Source organism: Paenibacillus sp. GCM10023252 (genome assembly GCF_042653305.1).
Taxonomy (GTDB): domain Bacteria; phylum Bacillota; class Bacilli; order Paenibacillales; family Paenibacillaceae; genus Pristimantibacillus.
On sequence record NZ_JBHSHW010000027.1, the window covers coordinates 122,026 to 141,348 of the forward strand.

The 19,323-nt window shown below is 53.1% G+C and carries 13 protein-coding genes and 1 pseudogene; 8 read left to right on the forward strand and 6 right to left on the reverse strand.

Annotated elements, in window-relative coordinates:
• Positions 1–274 precede the first annotated feature (274 nt).
• From ACFO9Q_RS15645 to ACFO9Q_RS15660, 4 genes and pseudogenes are all read right to left on the reverse strand, one after another.
• The gene (locus tag ACFO9Q_RS15645; protein WP_379183706.1) at positions 275–943 is read right to left on the reverse strand and encodes a hypothetical protein; all 669 of its coding nucleotides are present in this window, start codon (positions 941–943) and stop codon (positions 275–277) included.
• Between the two features lie 78 nt (positions 944–1,021).
• Positions 1,022–1,204 (reverse strand): annotated as a pseudogene (locus ACFO9Q_RS15650) (transposase); the annotation flags it as partial.
• A 400-nt stretch (positions 1,205–1,604) separates the two neighbouring features.
• Complete coding sequence (locus ACFO9Q_RS15655; protein WP_379183674.1) at positions 1,605–3,416, reverse strand: response regulator transcription factor; 1,812 nt, start codon at positions 3,414–3,416, stop codon at positions 1,605–1,607.
• 252 nt (positions 3,417–3,668) lie between these two features.
• The gene (locus ACFO9Q_RS15660; protein ID WP_379183675.1) at positions 3,669–5,441 is read right to left on the reverse strand and encodes a cache domain-containing sensor histidine kinase; all 1,773 of its coding nucleotides are present in this window, start codon (positions 5,439–5,441) and stop codon (positions 3,669–3,671) included.
• 285 nt (positions 5,442–5,726) lie between these two features.
• Here ACFO9Q_RS15660 and ACFO9Q_RS15665 point away from each other — a divergent pair, with 285 nt between their 5' ends.
• The 3 genes from ACFO9Q_RS15665 to ACFO9Q_RS15675 are packed head-to-tail and all read left to right on the forward strand — an operon-like array spanning position 5,727 to position 12,609.
• Positions 5,727–6,611 (forward strand): ABC transporter permease, encoded by an 885-nt coding sequence (locus ACFO9Q_RS15665; protein WP_379183704.1) that lies wholly within the window; start codon positions 5,727–5,729, stop codon positions 6,609–6,611.
• Positions 6,612–6,623: 12 nt separating this feature from the next.
• A complete protein-coding gene (locus ACFO9Q_RS15670; RefSeq protein WP_379183676.1) occupies positions 6,624–7,502 on the forward strand; it encodes a carbohydrate ABC transporter permease in 879 nt (292 codons plus the stop codon).
• A 43-nt stretch (positions 7,503–7,545) separates the two neighbouring features.
• Positions 7,546–12,609: a fibronectin type III domain-containing protein gene (locus tag ACFO9Q_RS15675; RefSeq protein ID WP_379183678.1), complete on the forward strand. Its 5,064-nt coding sequence runs from the start codon at positions 7,546–7,548 to the stop codon at positions 12,607–12,609.
• A 471-nt stretch (positions 12,610–13,080) separates the two neighbouring features.
• On the opposite strand, the gene ACFO9Q_RS15680 is transcribed toward ACFO9Q_RS15675, so the two are convergent.
• Positions 13,081–13,386, reverse strand: coding sequence for a Dabb family protein (locus ACFO9Q_RS15680; RefSeq protein WP_379183680.1), 306 nt, complete (start codon positions 13,384–13,386; stop codon positions 13,081–13,083).
• 146 nt (positions 13,387–13,532) lie between these two features.
• On the opposite strand from ACFO9Q_RS15680, the gene ACFO9Q_RS15685 reads away from it, so the two are divergent.
• The 5 genes from ACFO9Q_RS15685 (at position 13,533) to ACFO9Q_RS15705 (ending at position 18,612) form a co-directional block, all read left to right on the forward strand.
• On the forward strand, positions 13,533–13,790 hold the full coding sequence (locus ACFO9Q_RS15685; protein ID WP_379183682.1) for a hypothetical protein: 258 nt from the start codon (positions 13,533–13,535) through the stop codon (positions 13,788–13,790).
• A gap of 241 nt (positions 13,791–14,031) precedes the next feature.
• Entirely contained in the window at positions 14,032–15,117 is a 1,086-nt protein-coding gene (locus ACFO9Q_RS15690) for a fatty acid desaturase (RefSeq protein WP_379183684.1), read from the forward strand.
• 89 nt (positions 15,118–15,206) lie between these two features.
• Positions 15,207–16,343, forward strand: a complete 1,137-nt coding sequence (locus tag ACFO9Q_RS15695; protein ID WP_379183686.1) for a sensor histidine kinase — start codon at positions 15,207–15,209, stop codon at positions 16,341–16,343.
• Between the two features lie 24 nt (positions 16,344–16,367).
• Positions 16,368–16,973: a response regulator gene (locus ACFO9Q_RS15700; protein ID WP_379183688.1), complete on the forward strand. Its 606-nt coding sequence runs from the start codon at positions 16,368–16,370 to the stop codon at positions 16,971–16,973.
• A gap of 136 nt (positions 16,974–17,109) precedes the next feature.
• Complete coding sequence (locus ACFO9Q_RS15705; RefSeq protein WP_379183690.1) at positions 17,110–18,612, forward strand: sensor histidine kinase; 1,503 nt, start codon at positions 17,110–17,112, stop codon at positions 18,610–18,612.
• Here the strand turns inward: ACFO9Q_RS15705 and ACFO9Q_RS15710 are convergent.
• Positions 18,609–19,196 carry a response regulator transcription factor gene (locus ACFO9Q_RS15710; protein ID WP_379183692.1) on the reverse strand — a complete coding sequence of 196 codons (588 nt, stop codon included), beginning with the start codon at positions 19,194–19,196 and terminating at the stop codon, positions 18,609–18,611. The genes ACFO9Q_RS15705 and ACFO9Q_RS15710 overlap by 4 nt on opposite strands.
• Positions 19,197–19,323: the final 127 nt, after the last annotated feature.

Genomic DNA, 19,323 nt, shown 5'->3' on the forward strand with positions numbered 1-19,323 from the left:
GAATCAATCGCTGCTGGGGTGAATTTGTTATTCACACCCACCCAGTCTTGCAGTAGCTAAAGGCCCTATAGGTCTATTCGGCTCATAGGGGCTATATGTCTATTTTTCTCCCTTGCCTCACTATCCCCTTCGCTCAGGAACAAGATTTCTATTCTAAGTAACGAATGCAAGAAGTGATTATTACAGAGCTCCAACATCAAGCAGATGATTCAGATTAACATAAAAAAACCTACTCCGTATGTTGCAATTCAAACCTAAAACTGACCAAACACTATTAGGCAGCCTTAAGCCCATCATGGTGAGCCTCATACCGTATCCTATAGTCTCTAGCAACAAAATCCTTGTAAGTTGGGCATCTACGAGCCATGCACACAAGAACTAAGGTGTTATATGTGGAGTGCTGATGAATGAACCGATTGAAGCGGAAGCAATACTCATGAAGATAGGCTTGCAGATGCTTACCCCCAATTCCATGAAATCTTCTGTTCATCCACCGGAACGAGTCCATAACATAGTGGAATATAACAGGGGCTCTTCCGAGTCTGCCATAAATCTGCACAACCTCAATAATAGTAGCGGAAGGCTCTATGTGCCGTTCTCTAAATTCAGCTACCCCATACTTCGTAGGACGATTGCCGGCCAGGTCGGGGGCAGTTAGCTGCTGGAGCTTAAGATGAGTGAGGCTGTCCTCCCCATCATTAGAACTAGAGCCAATCATAACGGGATGCTCATGACGGATGCGGTCGAACGTAGGCTTGAACATCTGTAGTCCATAGACGTGAGAATGAATACTCACCTGACCATAGAGAAGCTGGGACTCCTCCACTTCGGACATAGCTTCCCGAAGCTTATGCAGCATAAGCCAAGCGGTCTTATAGGTAACCTCAATGACCTCGGCGAGGCGTTCTGCGTTAATGCTCTCCTGCTGAGAGACCAAATACATCGTGAGGATCCACTTTATCAGAGAGGTACGGCTGTTATGCATAACGGTCCCAGCAGTCAGAGAGTTCTGATAGCGGCAAGAGGCACATTCATATAAGGGCAGTCGACGAGTTAGGATCGGATAAGCGCGTGAGTGGCGGCACTTTGCACAGCTGAAGCCATCAGGCCACTTCTGTTGGAATAACCATGTGTAGCAGATCTCTTCATCGTGAAAAAACTGACACAATTCATCAAAGCTCATCTTTTCAAAATGAATGTCCATAGTCCGCCAACTCCTCCGAAAGGGAACGTTTGTTCTTAACTTATTTTAGCAAACGTGCGTTCTTATTTCAAGTTAAATTTATAAATAATGTAAGTTCCTGATCGAGAGGGATAGTGGGGAAAGTGAGTGTGAAAGGAGCAGCTTCAATCTTCTGAGCGAAGGGGATAGTGACGCAAGGGAGGGGAAAACACCTTCTCCTGATGGAAGGGGATAGTGGGGCAAAGGGACGGAAAACCCGCACCGCTCCTGAAAAGACAGAACATACAAAGTGAGAGAGGTGGCAGACGGGTGTGCAGACGTTCAATAGCTGGAGGTGAAGCTGAAGCTTGAAGCTGAAGCTTGAAGCTGGAGAGCGGGGCTGGGTGCTGCAGCTAGCCGCTCAGTTGCAACTACAATTGCTCTACTTATCTCGGTACTCTTGAGGGGTCATGCCATATTGCTTGCGGAACACCTTAATGAAGTAGGGAGTGTTCAGGTAGCCGAGCTGCTCCGCGATCTGGTAGATTCGAAGCTGGGTATGGTGAAGGAGCATATAAGCTGCCTTATCCATTCGGTATCGGAATAGATAGTCACTTAAGTACTCCCCGGTCTCGGCCTTGTACACCTTAGAGAGGTAATCATGGTTCAAGTAGACATGATCGGCAATAGCTTGCATGGATACATTAGTCAGATTGTTCGCAATGTACTCATGAATCTGCATGACAAGCTTGGTACGTGAGGACTTGGCCCCGCCCTCCAGGTCACTGCGAATACTCTGACATACTCGACCAGCCCAGCCCCTTAGCTGAGGGAGGGGCGCATCTGCCAATCGATAGGCTAGTGCCATATCCTCGGACGAGAGCAGCTCCTCTAATCCCTTGCCATTCTTGTGAGCAATATAAGAGAAGGAAGCCATAATGCTGTAAGCAGCTTCCATCCTATGTTCCTTAGAATGCGCCCAGCTGGTTCCTAACTCTTCGAAAATACATATGAGCTTCTCACCGGCGGACTCCCATCTTCCAGCCTCCAGCAATTGAGTCAGAGAGGGAGGACTGTATAGAGCTTCCATAGACCGGATAGTTGAGCGGCCCTCCTCGACTTCTACTTGTAGCCCAGCTACCTTGAGCAGTCCTGTATCTGAACCGAAATACTTCCGCATCTCATGCAGCAAGCGATCATAGGCTGTCGGAACCATGTGTGGAAAGCTGCCCCACTCGCTGATGACGATGGACACAGACTTGTTCAGGAACTGCTCCACATGCTGTTGGATATCCATCGCTTGCTCCTCCAGCAGCTTGTGGCGTGCAGCAGGAATGCAATTGTTCTGAGCCTGATTAGCCCTGTATGCTCCGATATTCAATGGTTCCACTTGACTGTGGACCACCTGTTCGTCATCGTTCAATACAAGCGGCACGCTGCTCATAGAGCCCTGAATCGTTCCAGTAAGTTCCTGATCTTCGGCTCTTCTTATCTTGACTAGCAATACGAGGTGATCCAGCGCATCCTTGCTTGGCCATACCATGAAGGCTTCACCAAGCACTTCCTCCGCAATATTCGTAATTCCATACTCGATGAGCGACATATCCTGTGAGCCATAGCCGCTGTCGTCGGGGTCAATGCGAATGAGAAGCATACTGCATAGATCTTCGCCTTCATAGAAGCTTCCCTGAGTCTCTGCGCCCCTCGTTCGCCCTCTGCCAAAAGGAAGCTCCAGCATCCGCAGACGCTCCTCCAATCGCTCGTTGGAATAGCGGAACCCCTGAAGCAGCTCAAGGAGCAGCTTCGCTCTGAGTGTAGGGAAACTCTCCCGCATCGCGGACCCAGCCTGCTGCAAGGAAGCTATCATCTCCCACTCCTTGTGCAGCTCCCGCATCGCTAGTCGAACCGCCTCCATGAGCGGTTCATCCTTAACAGGCTTCAGCAAGTATTCGGTCACTTGGCTGCTTAATGCTTCCTTGGCGTAATCGAACTCAGCATGACCAGAGAGCAGGATGAACTTGGTCCGCCGATTCAGCCCACGAATACGGCGTATCAGCTCTAGACCGTCCATCTCCGGCATACGAATATCTGTAATGACAATATGAATGGACGTCTGCTCCATAATTGCCAGGGCAGCAGCACCGGAGGTTGCCTTGTACACCGCAGTCACGCCCAGCTCTTCCTCCCACGGAATTCGCAGAGACAATCCTTCAACGACCGAGCGTTCATCATCCACTAACAGCACTTGCATCATGATGCTAATCCCCCTCATCTCAACCTCTCGGTAACCCTCTCAATGCCGAGTTCCGCTGCCCTCCAGAGCAGTACGCAGCATATCCGGCATTCCTGTCCTGCATAGTCCATGATCCTACTAGTGTCGCAAGCAGCTTATTCCGCTATATCGGCAGCAGCTACTAGTCCATGATCCTAGTGGTGCCGCATGCAGCTTATCCCGCTACATCAGCGGCTGCTAGTAGTCCATCGTCCTTCCAGCGCAGCATGGAGCTTATCCCGCTATGTCGGCATCTGTCAGTAGTCCATCGTCCTTCCAGCGTAGCATGAAGCTCATTCCGCCACTGGCTTCGTCCTCCCCGCTCCCGCCGGCCTGGATAATCAGGCCCGAACCTGGCGCGAACTGATGCAAGAGCCTCTGGTGCACGTTCCACAGTCCGCAACCCATTCCTTCCGCAAGAGGGGAAGAGAGCTTCCTGCGCAGCGCTGCAACCTCTTCCTCCGTCATGCCGCACCCGCTGTCCTGCACTCTCAGGGTGTGCCACCCCTCCTGATCTGTTCGCCCTTGTATCCGCACAAGTCCGCTCGCTAATCGGGGCTCAATCCCATGTAGAATCGCATTCTCCACAAGCGGCTGCAGAAGCAGGCGAGGCACTGATAGTCCCAGCATCTGTGGAGGCACGTCAATCTCATAGGTCACCCGGTCAAGCCGCAGCTTCTGAATCTGGAGATAGTTCTCAATGAGCTGGAGCTCCTCACGCAGAGTAGGGGTCTGGTTCTCGGATCGTGTTGTATACCGATAGTACTCCCCTAGATTCATCGCCATCGCCGTCACGGCTCGGTCGTCGCCTACCGTAGACATATTGGCCATATAGAACAAGCAATTGTATAAGAAATGAGGGTTAATCTGCGACTGCAGCTGCTTCACCGTCGCTTCCCTCAATCGCAGCTCCTCAACATGCACCTTCTCAATCAGCTCTTGAATATCAGCAGCCATATCGTTGAACCTCGAGTAGAGAACGTCGAAGTCACTCTTCTCTGCTCGTCTCACCCGAACCGCATAATTGCCGTCTCTGAGCTGCCCAATTGCTCGAACCAGCCGAATGATAGGCACCTGCACATGTCTGAACAGCAGGAAGGAAGCTATAATGCCAAGCCCTAGGATAAGGGCAATGGAGCCATAGAACAGCCACTTGCTGAACTCAATGGGGGATAGAATCTCCCGAATGGGAACGTATTCGACGACATACCAATTCAGCCCTGCAATCTTCAAGCTGTTCACGAGGATGTCCTCTTGGTCGGCCTCTAAGGTGCGGTTCATCCATGCAGGATCGGATTGTGCCCGAAGCTGCTTCACCACGCTGTCTAAGTAGCGATATTCGGCCCCTGCAGCAAGGATGGGCTCGAACCGTGGATGATAGAGGAACGCTTCTCCCTTGCCCTTGCTCTTGTATTGGCCAAGCATCGTCTTGAGATGATCTGGGGAGAAGCTGATCTGCAGCACCTGCTTGGCCAGCTCTGGGTTGTCATAGGCCCGGTAGGGCTCCGCCAGCCTTCGTACGAATTGGTACTTCTGTGAGTTATTCACATTGACGATCTCATAATTCCAGTTCGGGTCAAGTCCCGAGTAAGGCATATTCGGGTAGGAGCCTGCATTCAGCTCATTGCTCACCATGTAATTGTACTCGGGAAAGTAGACCGTAATCTGGTTGCTCCATCGGCTTGATAGCGCTTGCAACTTGAGCTTCTGCTCGGCGATGCTCAGCGTCTTGTTGAGCTCATAGGTATCCAGCAGGTGTGCGTCCATCAGCGCCTGCAGGGAAGGGTCTCTCGCCATGACACCCGATAAGGTGGACAGGCCGTCAATCTCCGATTCAATCTGGCTTCCGAGGAAGCCAAGCGAGCTGGCTATGGAATCCTTCATCTCGTCCTTCACAACCCCGACGCTGACACGATTGGAATAGAAGTAGAGCAGCAGGATCGGAATAAGGAACAGCAGCAGCAGAATAACAATCCTTGTAAAAATCGTATACCGATATCGCATCATCCACCGCCCTCCCTGTTGCAAGTTGTTCTATTCCCATTAAATCATACGCCGCTTCCGCTGGGAATACAGCGGGAGGCTCACAGCCCCAGGTTGTCTCCAAAACGTTATGAATGTCGCCATCGTGTTCTGTAAGCGAAATAATCCGCCGCTTATAATGAAGGCGTCAAGGCTGCGGCCTCGTGAATAACAGATTAAGTTTAGGAGCTGAAAGCTATGAAAAACGATGCAGCAGTATCCGCGCAAGCTGTTCCGATCCAGAGGGTGAAGCGGCCGAGAGGCGGGCAGATGTATCGGTCACCTATTTTCTACATGATGCTTCTGCCTGCCGTCGTCCTTACCCTCCTATTCTCTTATGTGCCGATGTACGGGATCGTCATTGCATTCCAAGACTTCAAGCCATGGCTCGGCGTGTCGAAGTCTGAGTGGATCGGGCTAGCCCACTTCACGCGCATCTATCAAGACAGTGATACGAAGCAAGTGCTGTACAATACCTTGTTCATTGCGGTCTTGAAGATCATTGCTGCCATGATCGTACCCATTCTCTTCGCCTTGCTGCTCAATGAGATTCGCAAGATGGTGTTCAAGCGCACCGTCCAGACGCTCATCTACCTGCCTCACTTCCTCTCGTGGGTCATCCTTGCCGGTATTCTCATCGATATCCTCTCTCCGAACAGCGGGCTGGTCAACAAGCTGCTGGGCAGCTTCGGAATCTCTCCTATCTTCTTCCTGGGCGAGGGCAACTGGTTCCGCTTCACGGTCATCGTGAGCGATATATGGAAGGAGTTCGGCTTCTCCACCATCGTCTATCTCGCTGCTCTGGCCGGTATTAACCCGGCTCTCTATGAAGCGGCCGAGGCAGACGGCGCGAACCGCTGGCAGCAGACGCTGTACGTCACGTTGCCAGGGCTGGTCCCGATGATCATCGTCTGCGGGACGCTGTCGCTCGGCAATATTCTGAATGCGAACTTCGATCAGATCTACAATCTCTACACACCGCTCGTCTACAGCAAGGGCGATGTGGTTGACACATTCGTCTATCGGATGGGAATCAAGTCAGGGGAGTACGGCTTCAGCGCTGCGTTCGGACTGTTCAAGTCCGTCATCTCTTCCATTCTTATTGTCTTATCGTACCGACTGGCATACAAGTATGCGAATTACCGGATTTTCTAGGAGGGTGAAAGGATGTATTACAAGACAAGAGGCTATCGCGCCTTCAATGTGATGAACTATGTCTTCTTGGCGCTTGCAGCTGTGTCATGCATTCTGCCTATGATTCATATTCTGGCGCTGTCCTTCTCCGGAAGCGCGGCTGTGAATGCGAATATCGTAACCTTCTGGCCTATCGACTTCACGATGGATGCGTACTACAAGACGGCGAACAATCCAGCCTTCCTGCAATCGATAGGGATCGCCGCCCAGCGGGTCGTCTACGGGGTGACGATCTCGATGGTGGTGACGATCCTCGCTGCGTATCCGCTGTCCAAGGGGAGCGAGGTGTTCCGAGGAAGAAGCGTGTTCGCGTGGTTCTTCATCTTCACGATGCTGTTCGGAGGCGGCCTCATCCCCTTCTACTGGCTCATTACGAAGCTGAATATGATGAACACGATGTGGGCGCTCATCCTGCCTGGAGCAGTATCCGTCTACAATATGATTCTGCTCATGAACTTCTTCCGTAATGTGCCGAAGGAGCTGGAGGAGGCGGCTCTAATAGACGGCGCTGGCGATCTGCGCGTGCTGTGGAGCATCTTCCTCCCTGTCTCTAAGCCTGCCATTGCAACGCTAACTCTGTTCTCTATAGTTGGACAATGGAATTCCTGGTTCGACGGCCTGCTCTTCATGACGCGGCCTGAGAATTATCCGCTCGCTACCTACCTGCAGACCATTGTTGTCCAGCAGGATCTAAGCGCCATTATTAATAATGTAGGGGACTTGGACAAGCTTACCCAGCGTTCAGTCAAGGCTGCACAGATCTTCATCGGAGCATTCCCAGTCCTTGTTGTCTATCCATTCTTGCAGAAGCACTTCACGAAGGGAATCGTGCTGGGGGCTGTGAAGGAATAGCTCATACACCGATGCCGGGTAAGAATACATGAGGAGGTTCAATATGACACGCAGCATCATAGGAAGCATGGGGCAATTAGTAAGGCTGGCAGCAGCGGTAACCGCAATCAGTGTGGCTATGCCGATCGGATGGGTAGGATCGGGAGGTGTCAGCGCGGCTGCTGCACCTGCGGTGTATTCGGAGGCTCGTGACCCGTGGCTGTGGCCATTCGCGCAGGACAGCATATGGAATACGCCGATCGGCTCGGATGCCGAGTATGTGTCAGGCGGGCACTTCCCTGGGCAAGGATATGTTCACTCCGATGATGAGTGGCATCTGAAGGCGAAGGCAACTGATCCTGTACGTACGATCTACAGCCCCGGCTCCTGGACGGAACGCTGCACGGGCCAGACACCTGGAGAATTCGAGAGCGAGATGCACTTCCCGGACGGCTTGCTCATACCGGATGCCATTACGACCGGCGGAGTGTATGAGACGCCTAACAACGTCGCTGCAATCTTGAAGCCGGACGGGGAGACGCTCGTGCAGCTCGAGCCTCTGTGCCGGAATACCGTCGATGGGCCGGTCTATGGGTATCAATATCCTCGCAACGAGAATATATACGAGCAAGGAATGAACGGAACGCACTGGGGGTCGGGCTTATCCGGTATTGGCGGCTCCATTCGCCCAGGTGAGCTGACTGGTCCGGACCCGATCAAGCATGTGCTGAAGCTGAACGTGTGGGGGAATTACCTGTATTATGACCGCAATGTCAGTCCTGCGAAGGGGTATCGCTGGCCAGCGGATCGGAATGATAACGGTGCACCGAATACGTATCATGGCACAGATCCGAATGTGCAGATGGGCTCTCTCATGGCAATCAAGCCGGATGTGACAGCGGCGGATCTGGGCATCACTAGCGAAGTAGGGCTGAAGTTCTTCGACGCTCTGCAGAACTATGGGGCATACATCGCTGATGATACGGGCTGGGATGCCTATGGCTTCTCATTGTCGCGCGAGGCTAGGTATGAGTTCGAGGAAGTGCATGGCTTCTCATTCAACCAAGGCGCCCGCGGTGCGACTCCCGCAGGGGAATATTACGACGACATGGTTACGCTCATTGAGAACCTGTATGTTGTGGGCAACAATACGGAGGTGAATGTCGGAGGCGGAGGAACGCCTCGGGCACCGCTCGCTAGTGCCAGCTTCATACCTATGGACAGTGAAGCACCGACCGTTCCGCAGCATCTTGCGGTAACTGGAAGGAGCACGAGCTCGGTATCCCTAGCTTGGAATGCCTCTACGGATAACGTTAGATTAATGAAGTATGACATCTATCAGAATGGCGCCTTGGTCGGCTCCACCTATGGCAGAACGATATATACAGCAACAGGCCTTAACCTGAAAACCGCGTACACGTTCGAGGTCAAGGCGGTTGATACGAATCTCAATGCTTCAGACGCATCTAGCCCGGTCGTTGCTCGGACGTATGATGGTTATGCGAATAACTTCGATAATCATACCGCATCGAGATGGACGCTTACAGAAGCAGGCCTTCAGTATGGCAAGCTGAAGCTGTCCAACTGGGGCGGTGCAGCAAGCGCGATCTATGACAATCGCACATTCTCGCCGGGAACGGGAAGCTACCGATACCTAGTCGATCTGTATACGATCAGTAATGATGATAGCGCGAAGACATCCATCCTCTTCAATTACCAAGACGAAGGCAATACCTACGAGGTCGAGTTCGGAGGCGGCACAGCGAACACAGTGAAGCTGTTGAAGCGGGTGGGGGGCAGCAAGACTACGCTTGCTGTGTACAGCGAGGGTGGAAGCGCGAAGCCTTATCCGATTCGGGATATGGCTCGGGTTGAGGTTATTTTCGAACAGGGGGGGTATATCTCGGTTAATGGCCTGCCGCTTGCCGGCGGAGCTGCGGTTCCGTTGTTCCATCGTGTCCAGGACGGGGCGTTCGGTTCAGGCAAGATCGGAGTAGGCTCGACCTATACGGAATCATTCGTGGATGCGGTTAGTGTGCTCATTGATGTCGTGAATGATGAACCGGACCTAGCAGCGCCAAGCGCTCCAGCTGAGCTGACGTCACCCGTACAGACAACGACGACGGCCGTGCTGGGCTGGAAGCCTTCGACGGATGACTTCGGGGTGAAGGAGTACTGGATCTATCGGGATGGACAGAAGGTCGGGGCATCGGGAGGGCTGGATTACAAGGCAGTCGGATTAACGCGGAATACAACCTACTCCTTCTACGTCACTGCTGTAGATGAGGCAGGCAACGAATCCGCTGCCAGTCAACCGGTGAGCGTAACGACGCCTGATGTGGACATGATGAAGTCGTATGAGACGGACTTCGAGACCGGTACAGCACCGGGATGGCTGCTCGAGAGCGGAACAACCTCAGCAGAGAGCAAGCAGCTGAAGCTGGACAATTGGGGAGGCTTCACCACCGCCGTCTATGATGACGATGTCTACTCGGGCAACCTTACCTTCAGCGCGGATGTGTCCGGATGGGGCACGGGCTCTGGCAATCTGATTAGACTGTTGTTCCACTATCAGGACAATCGGAACTACTATGTGGTCGAGGGCAGCGGTGCAGGCCATGTTGTCTTGAAGAAGGTCGTGAATGGAGAAGAGAGTGTACTCGGTGAGTACAGTGGCATATACAGCTTCAAGGATGGTGCCAAGGTTACAATAAGGTACACGGATAGTGGCATATCGGTTGATGGGGAACAAGGCGGGACTGTAACGAAGCTGTTCGAGGACATCGCTGATACCTCGCTGGCAAGCGGCCGAATCGGCGCAGGATCTGCCTATAATGTGGCCTTCTTCGATAATGTGAAGGTGGACGCCGTCTTAACGGATGCTTATCCTCCTGCTGCTCCTGCAGGGCTGCGCACGACTTCCGTAGAGAGTGAGTCAGTCGGCTTGGCTTGGGATGAAGCGGTGGACAATGTGGCAGTCGCGGGATATGAGATCTACGTCGACGGCGTGAGCCGCGGCTGGTCGGTTGATTCGAGCTCTACGCTGATTGGGCTTGAAGGCAGCAGCAGCTATGAGATTGCCGTGAGGGCAAGGGATACGTCGGGCAATCGATCGGAGCTGACAGCTGCGTTGACGGTTCAGACGAAGGCGGCAACGAAGCTGCCGAGGACGGCATGGACGGCTAACGCTTCTTCCACCGAGCCCGGCGGCGATACGGGGAGAGTGTTCGACGGAGCGGCCTCCACGAGATGGAGCTCCGGCCAAGCAATGGCGGATGGACAGTGGTTCAGCATCAATCTGGGCGCTGAGCAGACCTTCGACCGCATCGTGGTTGATGCGACGGGCTCGTCTGGCGATTACATGAGAGGCTACAGGGTGAGGACATCGGGCGATGGAGTTGCCTGGAGTGAGCCTATTGCCGAAGGCAGCGGATCAGTAATCACTGACATCGTCTTGAGCGAGGAGGTTACGAGCCAGTATGTAAGGATCGAGCAAGCAGGAACGAGCGGCAGCTGGTGGTCCATCCACGAGCTGAACGTTCACAATGAGCCAGCAGTGAACGGCGGCGGAGAGCCGAGCGCCACGCCAAGCGCGACGCCAAGTGCGACGCCAAGCGCCACGCCGAGCGCGACGCCAAGCGCAACGCCGAGCGCGACGCCAAGCGCAACGCCAAGCGCGACGCCAAGCGCGACGCCGAGCGCGACGCCAAGCGCAACGCCGAGCGCGACGCCGAGCGCGACGCCGAGCGCGACGCCAAGCGCGACGCCAAGCGCGACGCCGAGCGCGACGCCGAGCGCGACGCCAAGCGCGACGCCGAGCGCGACGCCAAGCGCGACGCCGAGCGCGACGCCAAGCGCGACGCCGAGCGCGACGCCAAGCGCGACGCCGAGCGCGACGCCAAGCGCGACGCCGAGCGCGACGCCGAGCGCGACGCCGAGCGCGACGCCGAGCGCGACGCCGAGCGCGACGCCAAGTGCGACGCCAAGCGCGACGCCGAGCGCGACGCCGAGCGCGACGCCAGCGGCTGATACGAAGGTGTTATCGTCCGCGGACGTACAGGTCGGGGCTACGGAAGTTGAGCTGGTTCTGAGCGATCGTGAGACTAGTCTAGTCATCCCGCTCAGTCTGTTGCCCTCCTTGGACAGTAGAACGGTTGTTGTGATTAAGGAAGATTTGTCTGTTATTTTGCCAGAAGGATTCCTTGACCATCTAGTAGATAAACTCCCCAATGGAGCTATAGCAGAGGGAGGGAATATAGTGCTGTCAGTCACCTTGGTAGCGAAGGAAAGCATGCCTAAGCTTAAGAGCAAGTCAGGTGTCTTCCTTGCAGGGGGGATGGGATACAAGCTTGAGCTGAAGGTTGAGACTGATAATGGCAAGCAGCATGTTATTCGTAAGTTCGCCAGTCCGCTAACCATATCATTCACCGGTCCTGACTTAGCTGGAGCAAGTGTGTATCACATCTCCTCGAATGGCAAGCTTGAATATGTAGGAGGTAAGTATGAGCAGGGGGAGCTATCCGTGAGCGTAAGTCACTTCAGTATGTACGCGCCGCTCTCTTATACACCGAGTTACTCCGATGTACCAGCTTCACACTGGGCACATTCCGCAATTACTCAGCTGTGTAGCCGATTCGCTGATAGATGGGATAGCGGCAGCCGCTTTGAACCGTCAGGAGCAGCATCGCGTGGGGAGTTTGCTGCTTTCCTAGCTAGATCGCTAGGTGTTGGGATTCAAGGTGCTCTGCCTGCGCCATATCGTGATGTGAGTGCTATAGGTGAGAATACAAGTGAGATCGCAGTCCTTCACCAAGCGTCAATTGTCACTGGGAACAGGGAAGACAGCTTCCAGCCTGAGCGGCCAATTACCCGGGAGGAGGCAATTGCGATGGCAGTGAGAGCCTATTACTCGATGAAGGGCAATTCCTCAGAATTCGTTGAAGGATCAAGTGAATCTGTCTTGCCATTCCAGGATTTCGCCGAAGCAGGGAGCTGGGCTAGACCATACCTCCTAGAAGCGTACTCTCTCGGTTGGTTGAATGGCCGATCAGTCGGACTACTTGCTCCCAAAAGCTACATGACTCGTGCAGAGTGTGCCCATCTCCTTCAAGTCTTAATGGAGTCATAAGGATGTTAAGGTATAGATAGGAGCTGATCGGTGAGCTGATGAGGCCATGGGAACGAGATGGAATCAGAAACTACTATTGAAGATGAATAAGGCAGAGTGATCAGGATAGGAGCAGCTATGGTGGATGAAGCTTCCTGCCCGCTGACGGTCAACGAGGTGCAAAAATGCACCATAATGAGCATGAAGGCCCCTGCTGGCGGCCAACGAGGTGCAAAAATGCACCATAATGAGCATGAAGCTCCTCGCTGGCGGTCAACGAGGTGCAAAAATGCACCATAATGAGCATGAAGTATCCCGCTGGCCGTCAACGAGGTGCATAAATGCACCACATTAGCTGCCAGAGGGGTCACTCCGGTCTTGGATGACCCTTACTTAAGGTCAATCAAACAACCGTAAACGGCCCCGCCGCAAGCCGCGCCGCAAGCCGAGCCAGGCCCCGCCTCCCAGAGGCGGGGCCTGACGCATGATTTGCTAAGTCATTGGGTAATCCACCACAATGACCTGCTCCAGCAAGCCGCCGAGTGAAGCAACGAAGGCTTGATGAAGCGGATGCGGACCATAGCTGCGCAGCGCTTCCGCATTCTCGAAGGTAACCCGCAGACCGATGCTGAAGCCTTGATGGTTAGCGGTCTCCTCGGTTACGTTCACGCCTGCGCTGAGCTGAACAATACCAGGAATCTGCCCACGGAAGTCCAGCAGCTTGTCCACCAGCTCCTGCTGCTGCTCCTGCGACACTCCTTCGATGAATCGGAAGACGACAATGTGTTCAATCATCATTATTCACCCTAGCCTCCATCTGAATGCAATGATGTAACTTCTACCATAGTAAGCCGTCAGTAGGCTGCCTGCAAGTGCCAGGTTCGGTTCTCTGAGTCAATTGTGGTATGCTTGCACCATAACCAGATAACAAGGAGCGAACAGGAATGAAGGAAGATATTCTGAACAAATATTGTGTGAGAACAGTCGGTGCCACGCAAGTGGTAGTGGACATCGGGCAAGTGACGAAGGTGGCAAGCCGTACGGTTCATGTGAACTGGGGAGCGAAGACCTATGTCTATCAGAATCGAGAGTTCAATTGGGTTCCGCTCTCCAAGGAAGAGTTCGAGAAGAAGTACAAGAAGAACAAGTTCTCCGAAGAGGCCAAGGCTAGAGCCCTCGAGCTTGGACTAGAATCGAAGTAGCGCCCAAGCCGGCACCAGCCAAGCCTGACGCCTGTACTAACCGCGCTAAGCCGGCACCAGCGAATCCTTGTTCACCCCTGTCCCATATCCCTCCCCACGCCTATATGACATTTGTCATATCCGCCTCTTGACGTTTATGACTGTGAGGCGGAGCTGCACATCTCGTACAATAGATACAGAATACGGGTACGATAGGCGTAATGTAAGGCTGCTGCGCCGGATCGAGGAGAGGATAACATCGATGACGACTTCGAACAATCATGTGAACTTACGCAAGCAGGTTGCCCCCTACGAGGAAAATAACCTAAAATCAAGCATCAGGCAGCTGTGCAATACCATCATTCCGCTTGTGATTCTATGGTATTCAGCTTATCTGAGCCTCTCCATATCGTACTGGCTGACATTGCCGTTAGCTATGGTAACCGCAGGCTTCGTCATCCGGACCTTCATTATATTCCATGACTGCTGTCATGGATCGTTCTTCAAGAGCAAGCGTGCCAATGACATCATCGGCACCATAACCGGGGTGCTTACCCTTGTTCCTTACCAGCAATGGAAGCAGAGCCACTCCATTCACCATGCAACGAGCAGCAACCTTGATAAGCGCGGTGTCGGAGACATGTGGGTGCTCACGGTAGAGGAATACGCAGCATCTACCCCAATGCGCAAGCTTGCTTACCGGTTCTACCGCAATCCGCTCGTCATGTTCGGACTTGGCCCGATTGCTGTATTCTTGGTTCAATATCGCTTCAACCGCAAGGGAGCAAGACGTAAGGAGAGAGTGAACACTCACCTGACGAATGCACTCATCGCAGTTCTATACGCCGCCCTAATCTGGGCAATTGGCTGGCAAGCCTTCCTGCTGGTGCAAGGTCCGGTCTTCTTCGTATCCGGCCTGCTAGGCATCTGGCTGTTCTACGTGCAGCACCAGTTCGAGGATTCCTACTTCGAGAAGGAAGACGAGTGGAGCTACGTGAATGCAGCGGTGGATGGCAGTTCCTATTACAAGCTTCCTAAGCTGCTGCAATGGATTACAGGCAATATCGGCTTCCATCACGTGCATCATCTGAGCCCGAAGGTGCCGAATTACAACTTGGAGAAGGCCCATGCCGCTACTCCTCCACTGCATAAGGCAACGACAATCACGATTCGCACTAGCTTGCAGTCCTTAAGCCACCGGCTATGGGATGAGAGCAGCAAGCGCTTCGTCAGCTTCCGGGATGTGAAGCATCGGCTTCGGAAGCAAGCAGCTGAGATGACAGCAGAGGGCACATCGGTTGCAAGTGCAGCAATCAAGCCGCGCCGTGCAAGTTTACAAGGCAAATAAACGCCGCTTCAAGCGGATATGCTACAATATAGTCTAACTAATAGTGTAATAAGCTCAAGGTTTGGAACAGTAGAAGAGGTGGACGATTCATGCAGAAGTGGTATCAGATTTTTCACAAAAGCACCGGTCTGAGCCCCTATGTATGGGTCGTCTTCTACATTCTGCCCTTCTACTTCATCTTCCGCTCCTCCTCCACCTACCAGGTGGTGCTGGGCATTGTGATGATACTAGGCTTCTTCCTATGTTATGTACTCTCGTTCGTCTCTAGGGGATGGCTGGTGTACATCTGGACCGGTCTGCAGATTGCAATCTCGATCACGATGACCTTGCTGTTCGGGTATGTCTACTTCGCCCTCTTCCTGGCATTCTTCATTGGCAACATACAGAACCGAATCGGCTTCTTCACCTTGTACTCGATTCATCTCGTGACCTCGCTCGTGACCATTAATCTGGGGCTCGCTACACAGAATCCGATTATGATGACGCAGCTGCCATTCGTACTTATAAGTCTGATTGCCATTATTCTGCTGCCGGTTAGCACATATAATCGTAACAAGCGGGATAAGCTGCAGGGGCAGCTTGAGGATGCGAACAAGCGAATATCGGAGCTGGTGAAGCTGGAGGAACGGCAGCGCATAGCGAGAGATCTGCATGATACGCTCGGACAGAAGCTGTCACTCATTGGACTGAAGACCGACCTCGCAGGCAAGCTCATTACGAAGAATCCAGCCCAAGCCGCCTCTGAACTGAATGACGTCAGGCAGACGGCAAGGAGTGCGCTGAAGGAAGTTCGTGAGATGGTCACGCAGATGCGCGGAACACGAATTGAAGACGAGCTGCTGCGGGTGAAGCAGATTCTGATGGCTGCAGAGGTCTCGTTCACATTAGAGGGTAATCCTGAGCTGACGAACACTTCCTTGATGACGGAGAATGTCGTGAGCATGTGTCTGAAGGAAGCCGTCACGAATGTAGTTAAGCATAGCCGTGCTTCAGAGTGCTCGATCACAATCGAGCCTAAGCATACGGAGCTTGTCGTCACAGTAGCGGACAACGGTGTAGGCATCGCGGGGCCGATCGAGAGCAGCCGCGGGAATGGCCTGCGAGGGATGAAGGAGCGGCTGGAATTCGTCAATGGCAGCCTGGATATTGCATCAGTCAGCGAAGGCGGCACGAGAGTCGTCATGAAGGTGCCGAGCGCGGTCCAACGGCCTCAGCTTGAGCCCTAAGTTCTAGGTGAGGAGTGGAAGCCCATGATACGAATTGTCATAGCGGAAGATCAGCGAATGCTGCTCGGTGCACTGGCTTCTCTGCTTGATCTGGAAGAGGATATGCAGGTTGTCGGCCGAGCCGGCAACGGGGAAGAAGCCGTCCAGCTCGTTCATCAGCATCGCCCTGACGTATGCATTATGGACATCGAGATGCCTGCGAAGAGCGGCCTCGATGCCGCAGAGGAGATGAAGGGACTTCCCTGCAAGGTCATTATCTTGACGACCTTCGCCCGTTCCGGCTACTTCGAGCGAGCGGTGAAGGCCGGCGTGAGCGGCTATCTCCTCAAGGACAGTCCAAGCGAAGAGCTGGCGAGCACGATTCGCAGCGTCATGGCTGGACGACGCATCTACGCCGCCGACCTTGTGGACGATGCTTACAACGGCGGAGCAGATAATCCCTTAACGCAGCGGGAGAAGGAAGTGCTCGGCCTGATCGCAGACGGGAAGAATACGAAGGAGATCGCAAGCGAGCTGTATCTGACTACCGGAACGGTTCGGAATTATATATCCGTTATTCTAGATAAGCTTGGCGTCAGCAACCGGATCGAAGCCATCATGCGATTCAAGGAGAAGGGCTGGTTTAAGTAAGGCACACTTCACACATTCCTGGAGGGGGAATGCGGGGTGTGCTTTTTTTGGGATGAAAAAAAATACCTATACGCTTACCATATTGTGCTAAACTATCTCTTGATATTCCACTATCGGACAGTTGGAGGATTCTCACTTGAATCTATTGTATATCGTTATGTTCCTATCCTTGTGGTCGGTCGGAGTGGTTACTCTCATCTATAACTTCAAGCGCTACTTCTGGATTGGTGTCGCATTCCTTACAGGAGGCATGGCCAGCTTCTGCTTCTCCATCCACCTCACAATTGTCCCTCTGCTGGAGCCGCAAGGCTGGATGACCCCTCTGCTCAGCCATCTCCTCTATCATACGAGTGTGGCGGCGATGACGATCTACTTCTACTTCTTCCCTTATGCTGCTTGCGTCAGCGGGCTATGGATGGGAGGGCTGTTCTCCTACAAGCAGAGAGTGTCAGTGACGGCGATATTAACGCTCGGAGCGTTCGGCTTGCTCATTAGTCACTACTTAACTGAACCTTGGTACAGCTTCGACTTAGCACGGTTCAGGTGGTGGAGCGGGGCGTACTTCGGCGTGGGCATTGTATTCTTCTGGATGGCCAGCGTGCGAGAGTCCGACTACTACGCGAAGAAGAGCAAGGGCAGAGTGGCGCTTCTCTTCTCCGCTGCATTCCTATGGGTGTACCAGGCGGACTTCATCGGCTTCAACTCACTCTCTATGAAGGAATGGCAGTTCGAATTAATGAGTAACGGAACGTGGAAGTACAACGTCCTTGTCATACTTGCTCTCATTGCAGCTGTCATCGTCTATACGGTTAAGTATGGATTCCTCGGCATCAAGCTTAGAATTGAGCGGGAGAAGCTTGATTATTCCATGAGAGCCTTGACGATGGGGGTGGCTATCCTTAACCATTCCATCAAGAACGAGATTCAGAAGATTAATTACTTAACGGAGAAGACGGAAGGCTATATTCATAGCGGTCAGACAGACAAGTCGCTGCAATCATTGGAGCAGATCCATACGGTGAGCGCGCATCTGCTGCAGATGGTGGGGAGAATTAAGGAGAAGGCGGATGACATTGTGCTCGATGAGCAGCCCGTGAACATTCGCGAGCTAATCGGTTCAGTGCTCAGTCCTATTCAAGGGAAGCTTGCGAGCGCGCGGATTACCGTATCGGAGCATTACGAGGCGGATGGAGAGGTAATCTGTGACCGTCCACATATGAAGGAGACGATATCTAACCTTGTACACAATGCGGCAGATGCGTTGGTCGAGGAAGGGGCACTGACCATTCGCGTGTATCGGACGAAGAAGCATCTGGTCATGCAAGTCCGCGACAGCGGCTGCGGCATACGGAAGGAGGATCTGGCCAAGATCTTCGAACCCTTCTACTCTACGAAAAAAAACTCAACCAACCACGGTCTTGGTCTCTCCTACTGCGCTTCTGTCATGCAGAAGCACGGCGGGTCGATCACAGTACCCGAGACCGACCTCGGCAAGGGAACAACGGTACAGCTGAACCTGCCAGCTAGTCGGTTCATACCAGCAGATTCGGCCAATAAGCCGATATCAACAGGCTGGGCTTCAGGCTCACCCTCACCCTCATCTTCATCTTCATCCTCGCCCGCTCCTCACAGCCGCTAGCTGTCTCTGAAGGAGGTCAGCTTGTTCCGAATACTTCTGAGCTGAGTCTTAATCGTATTAGCAGACTTGTGCAGCCGGTCGGATATCTGCTGCTTGCTGAGACCTTCCTTCCGCAGCTCGAACACTTCCCGCTCCATCGGTGAGAGCTGCATGAGCTGAATCTCGCTTCGCATAATGCGGGCTGCATCCGAGTGAATGGTGGAACGGTCCACATAAGCTTCACGTATCGCTTGGACGATATCCTTGCAGCTAGTCTTCGTAATATAGTTAACCGCTCCGAATTGGAAGGCCTTCATGACGACCTCGCGTTCAGTGAGCGAGGTCAGCATAATAATGCTTATTCCATGGTTATACAGCTTGGACAAGATCTCTCTGGTGGCTTCCAGGCCATCGAGGTTATTGCCGGTTAAGTTAATGTCCATGAGAATAATATCTATGTTCAGCTGCACTGCAGCCTGCACCGCTTCTTCCTTCGTGCTTGCAACAGCGGCAACCTCAATATCCGGTTCATCGGCAAGATCGGAGCTTAAGTTCTGCTGCCAGAATGGATCGTCCTCCACGAGCAATACTCGAATCAGACTCATCGCTCTTCCTCCTTGTATGAATTATGTAACAGTATAGCGCACGAGAGAATCATCGTGCTAGAGGCTGTCCCAAAAGTCATAAATGACTTGGGGACGCCCCTTCTTTAATTTGTCAAACAAAAAGAAA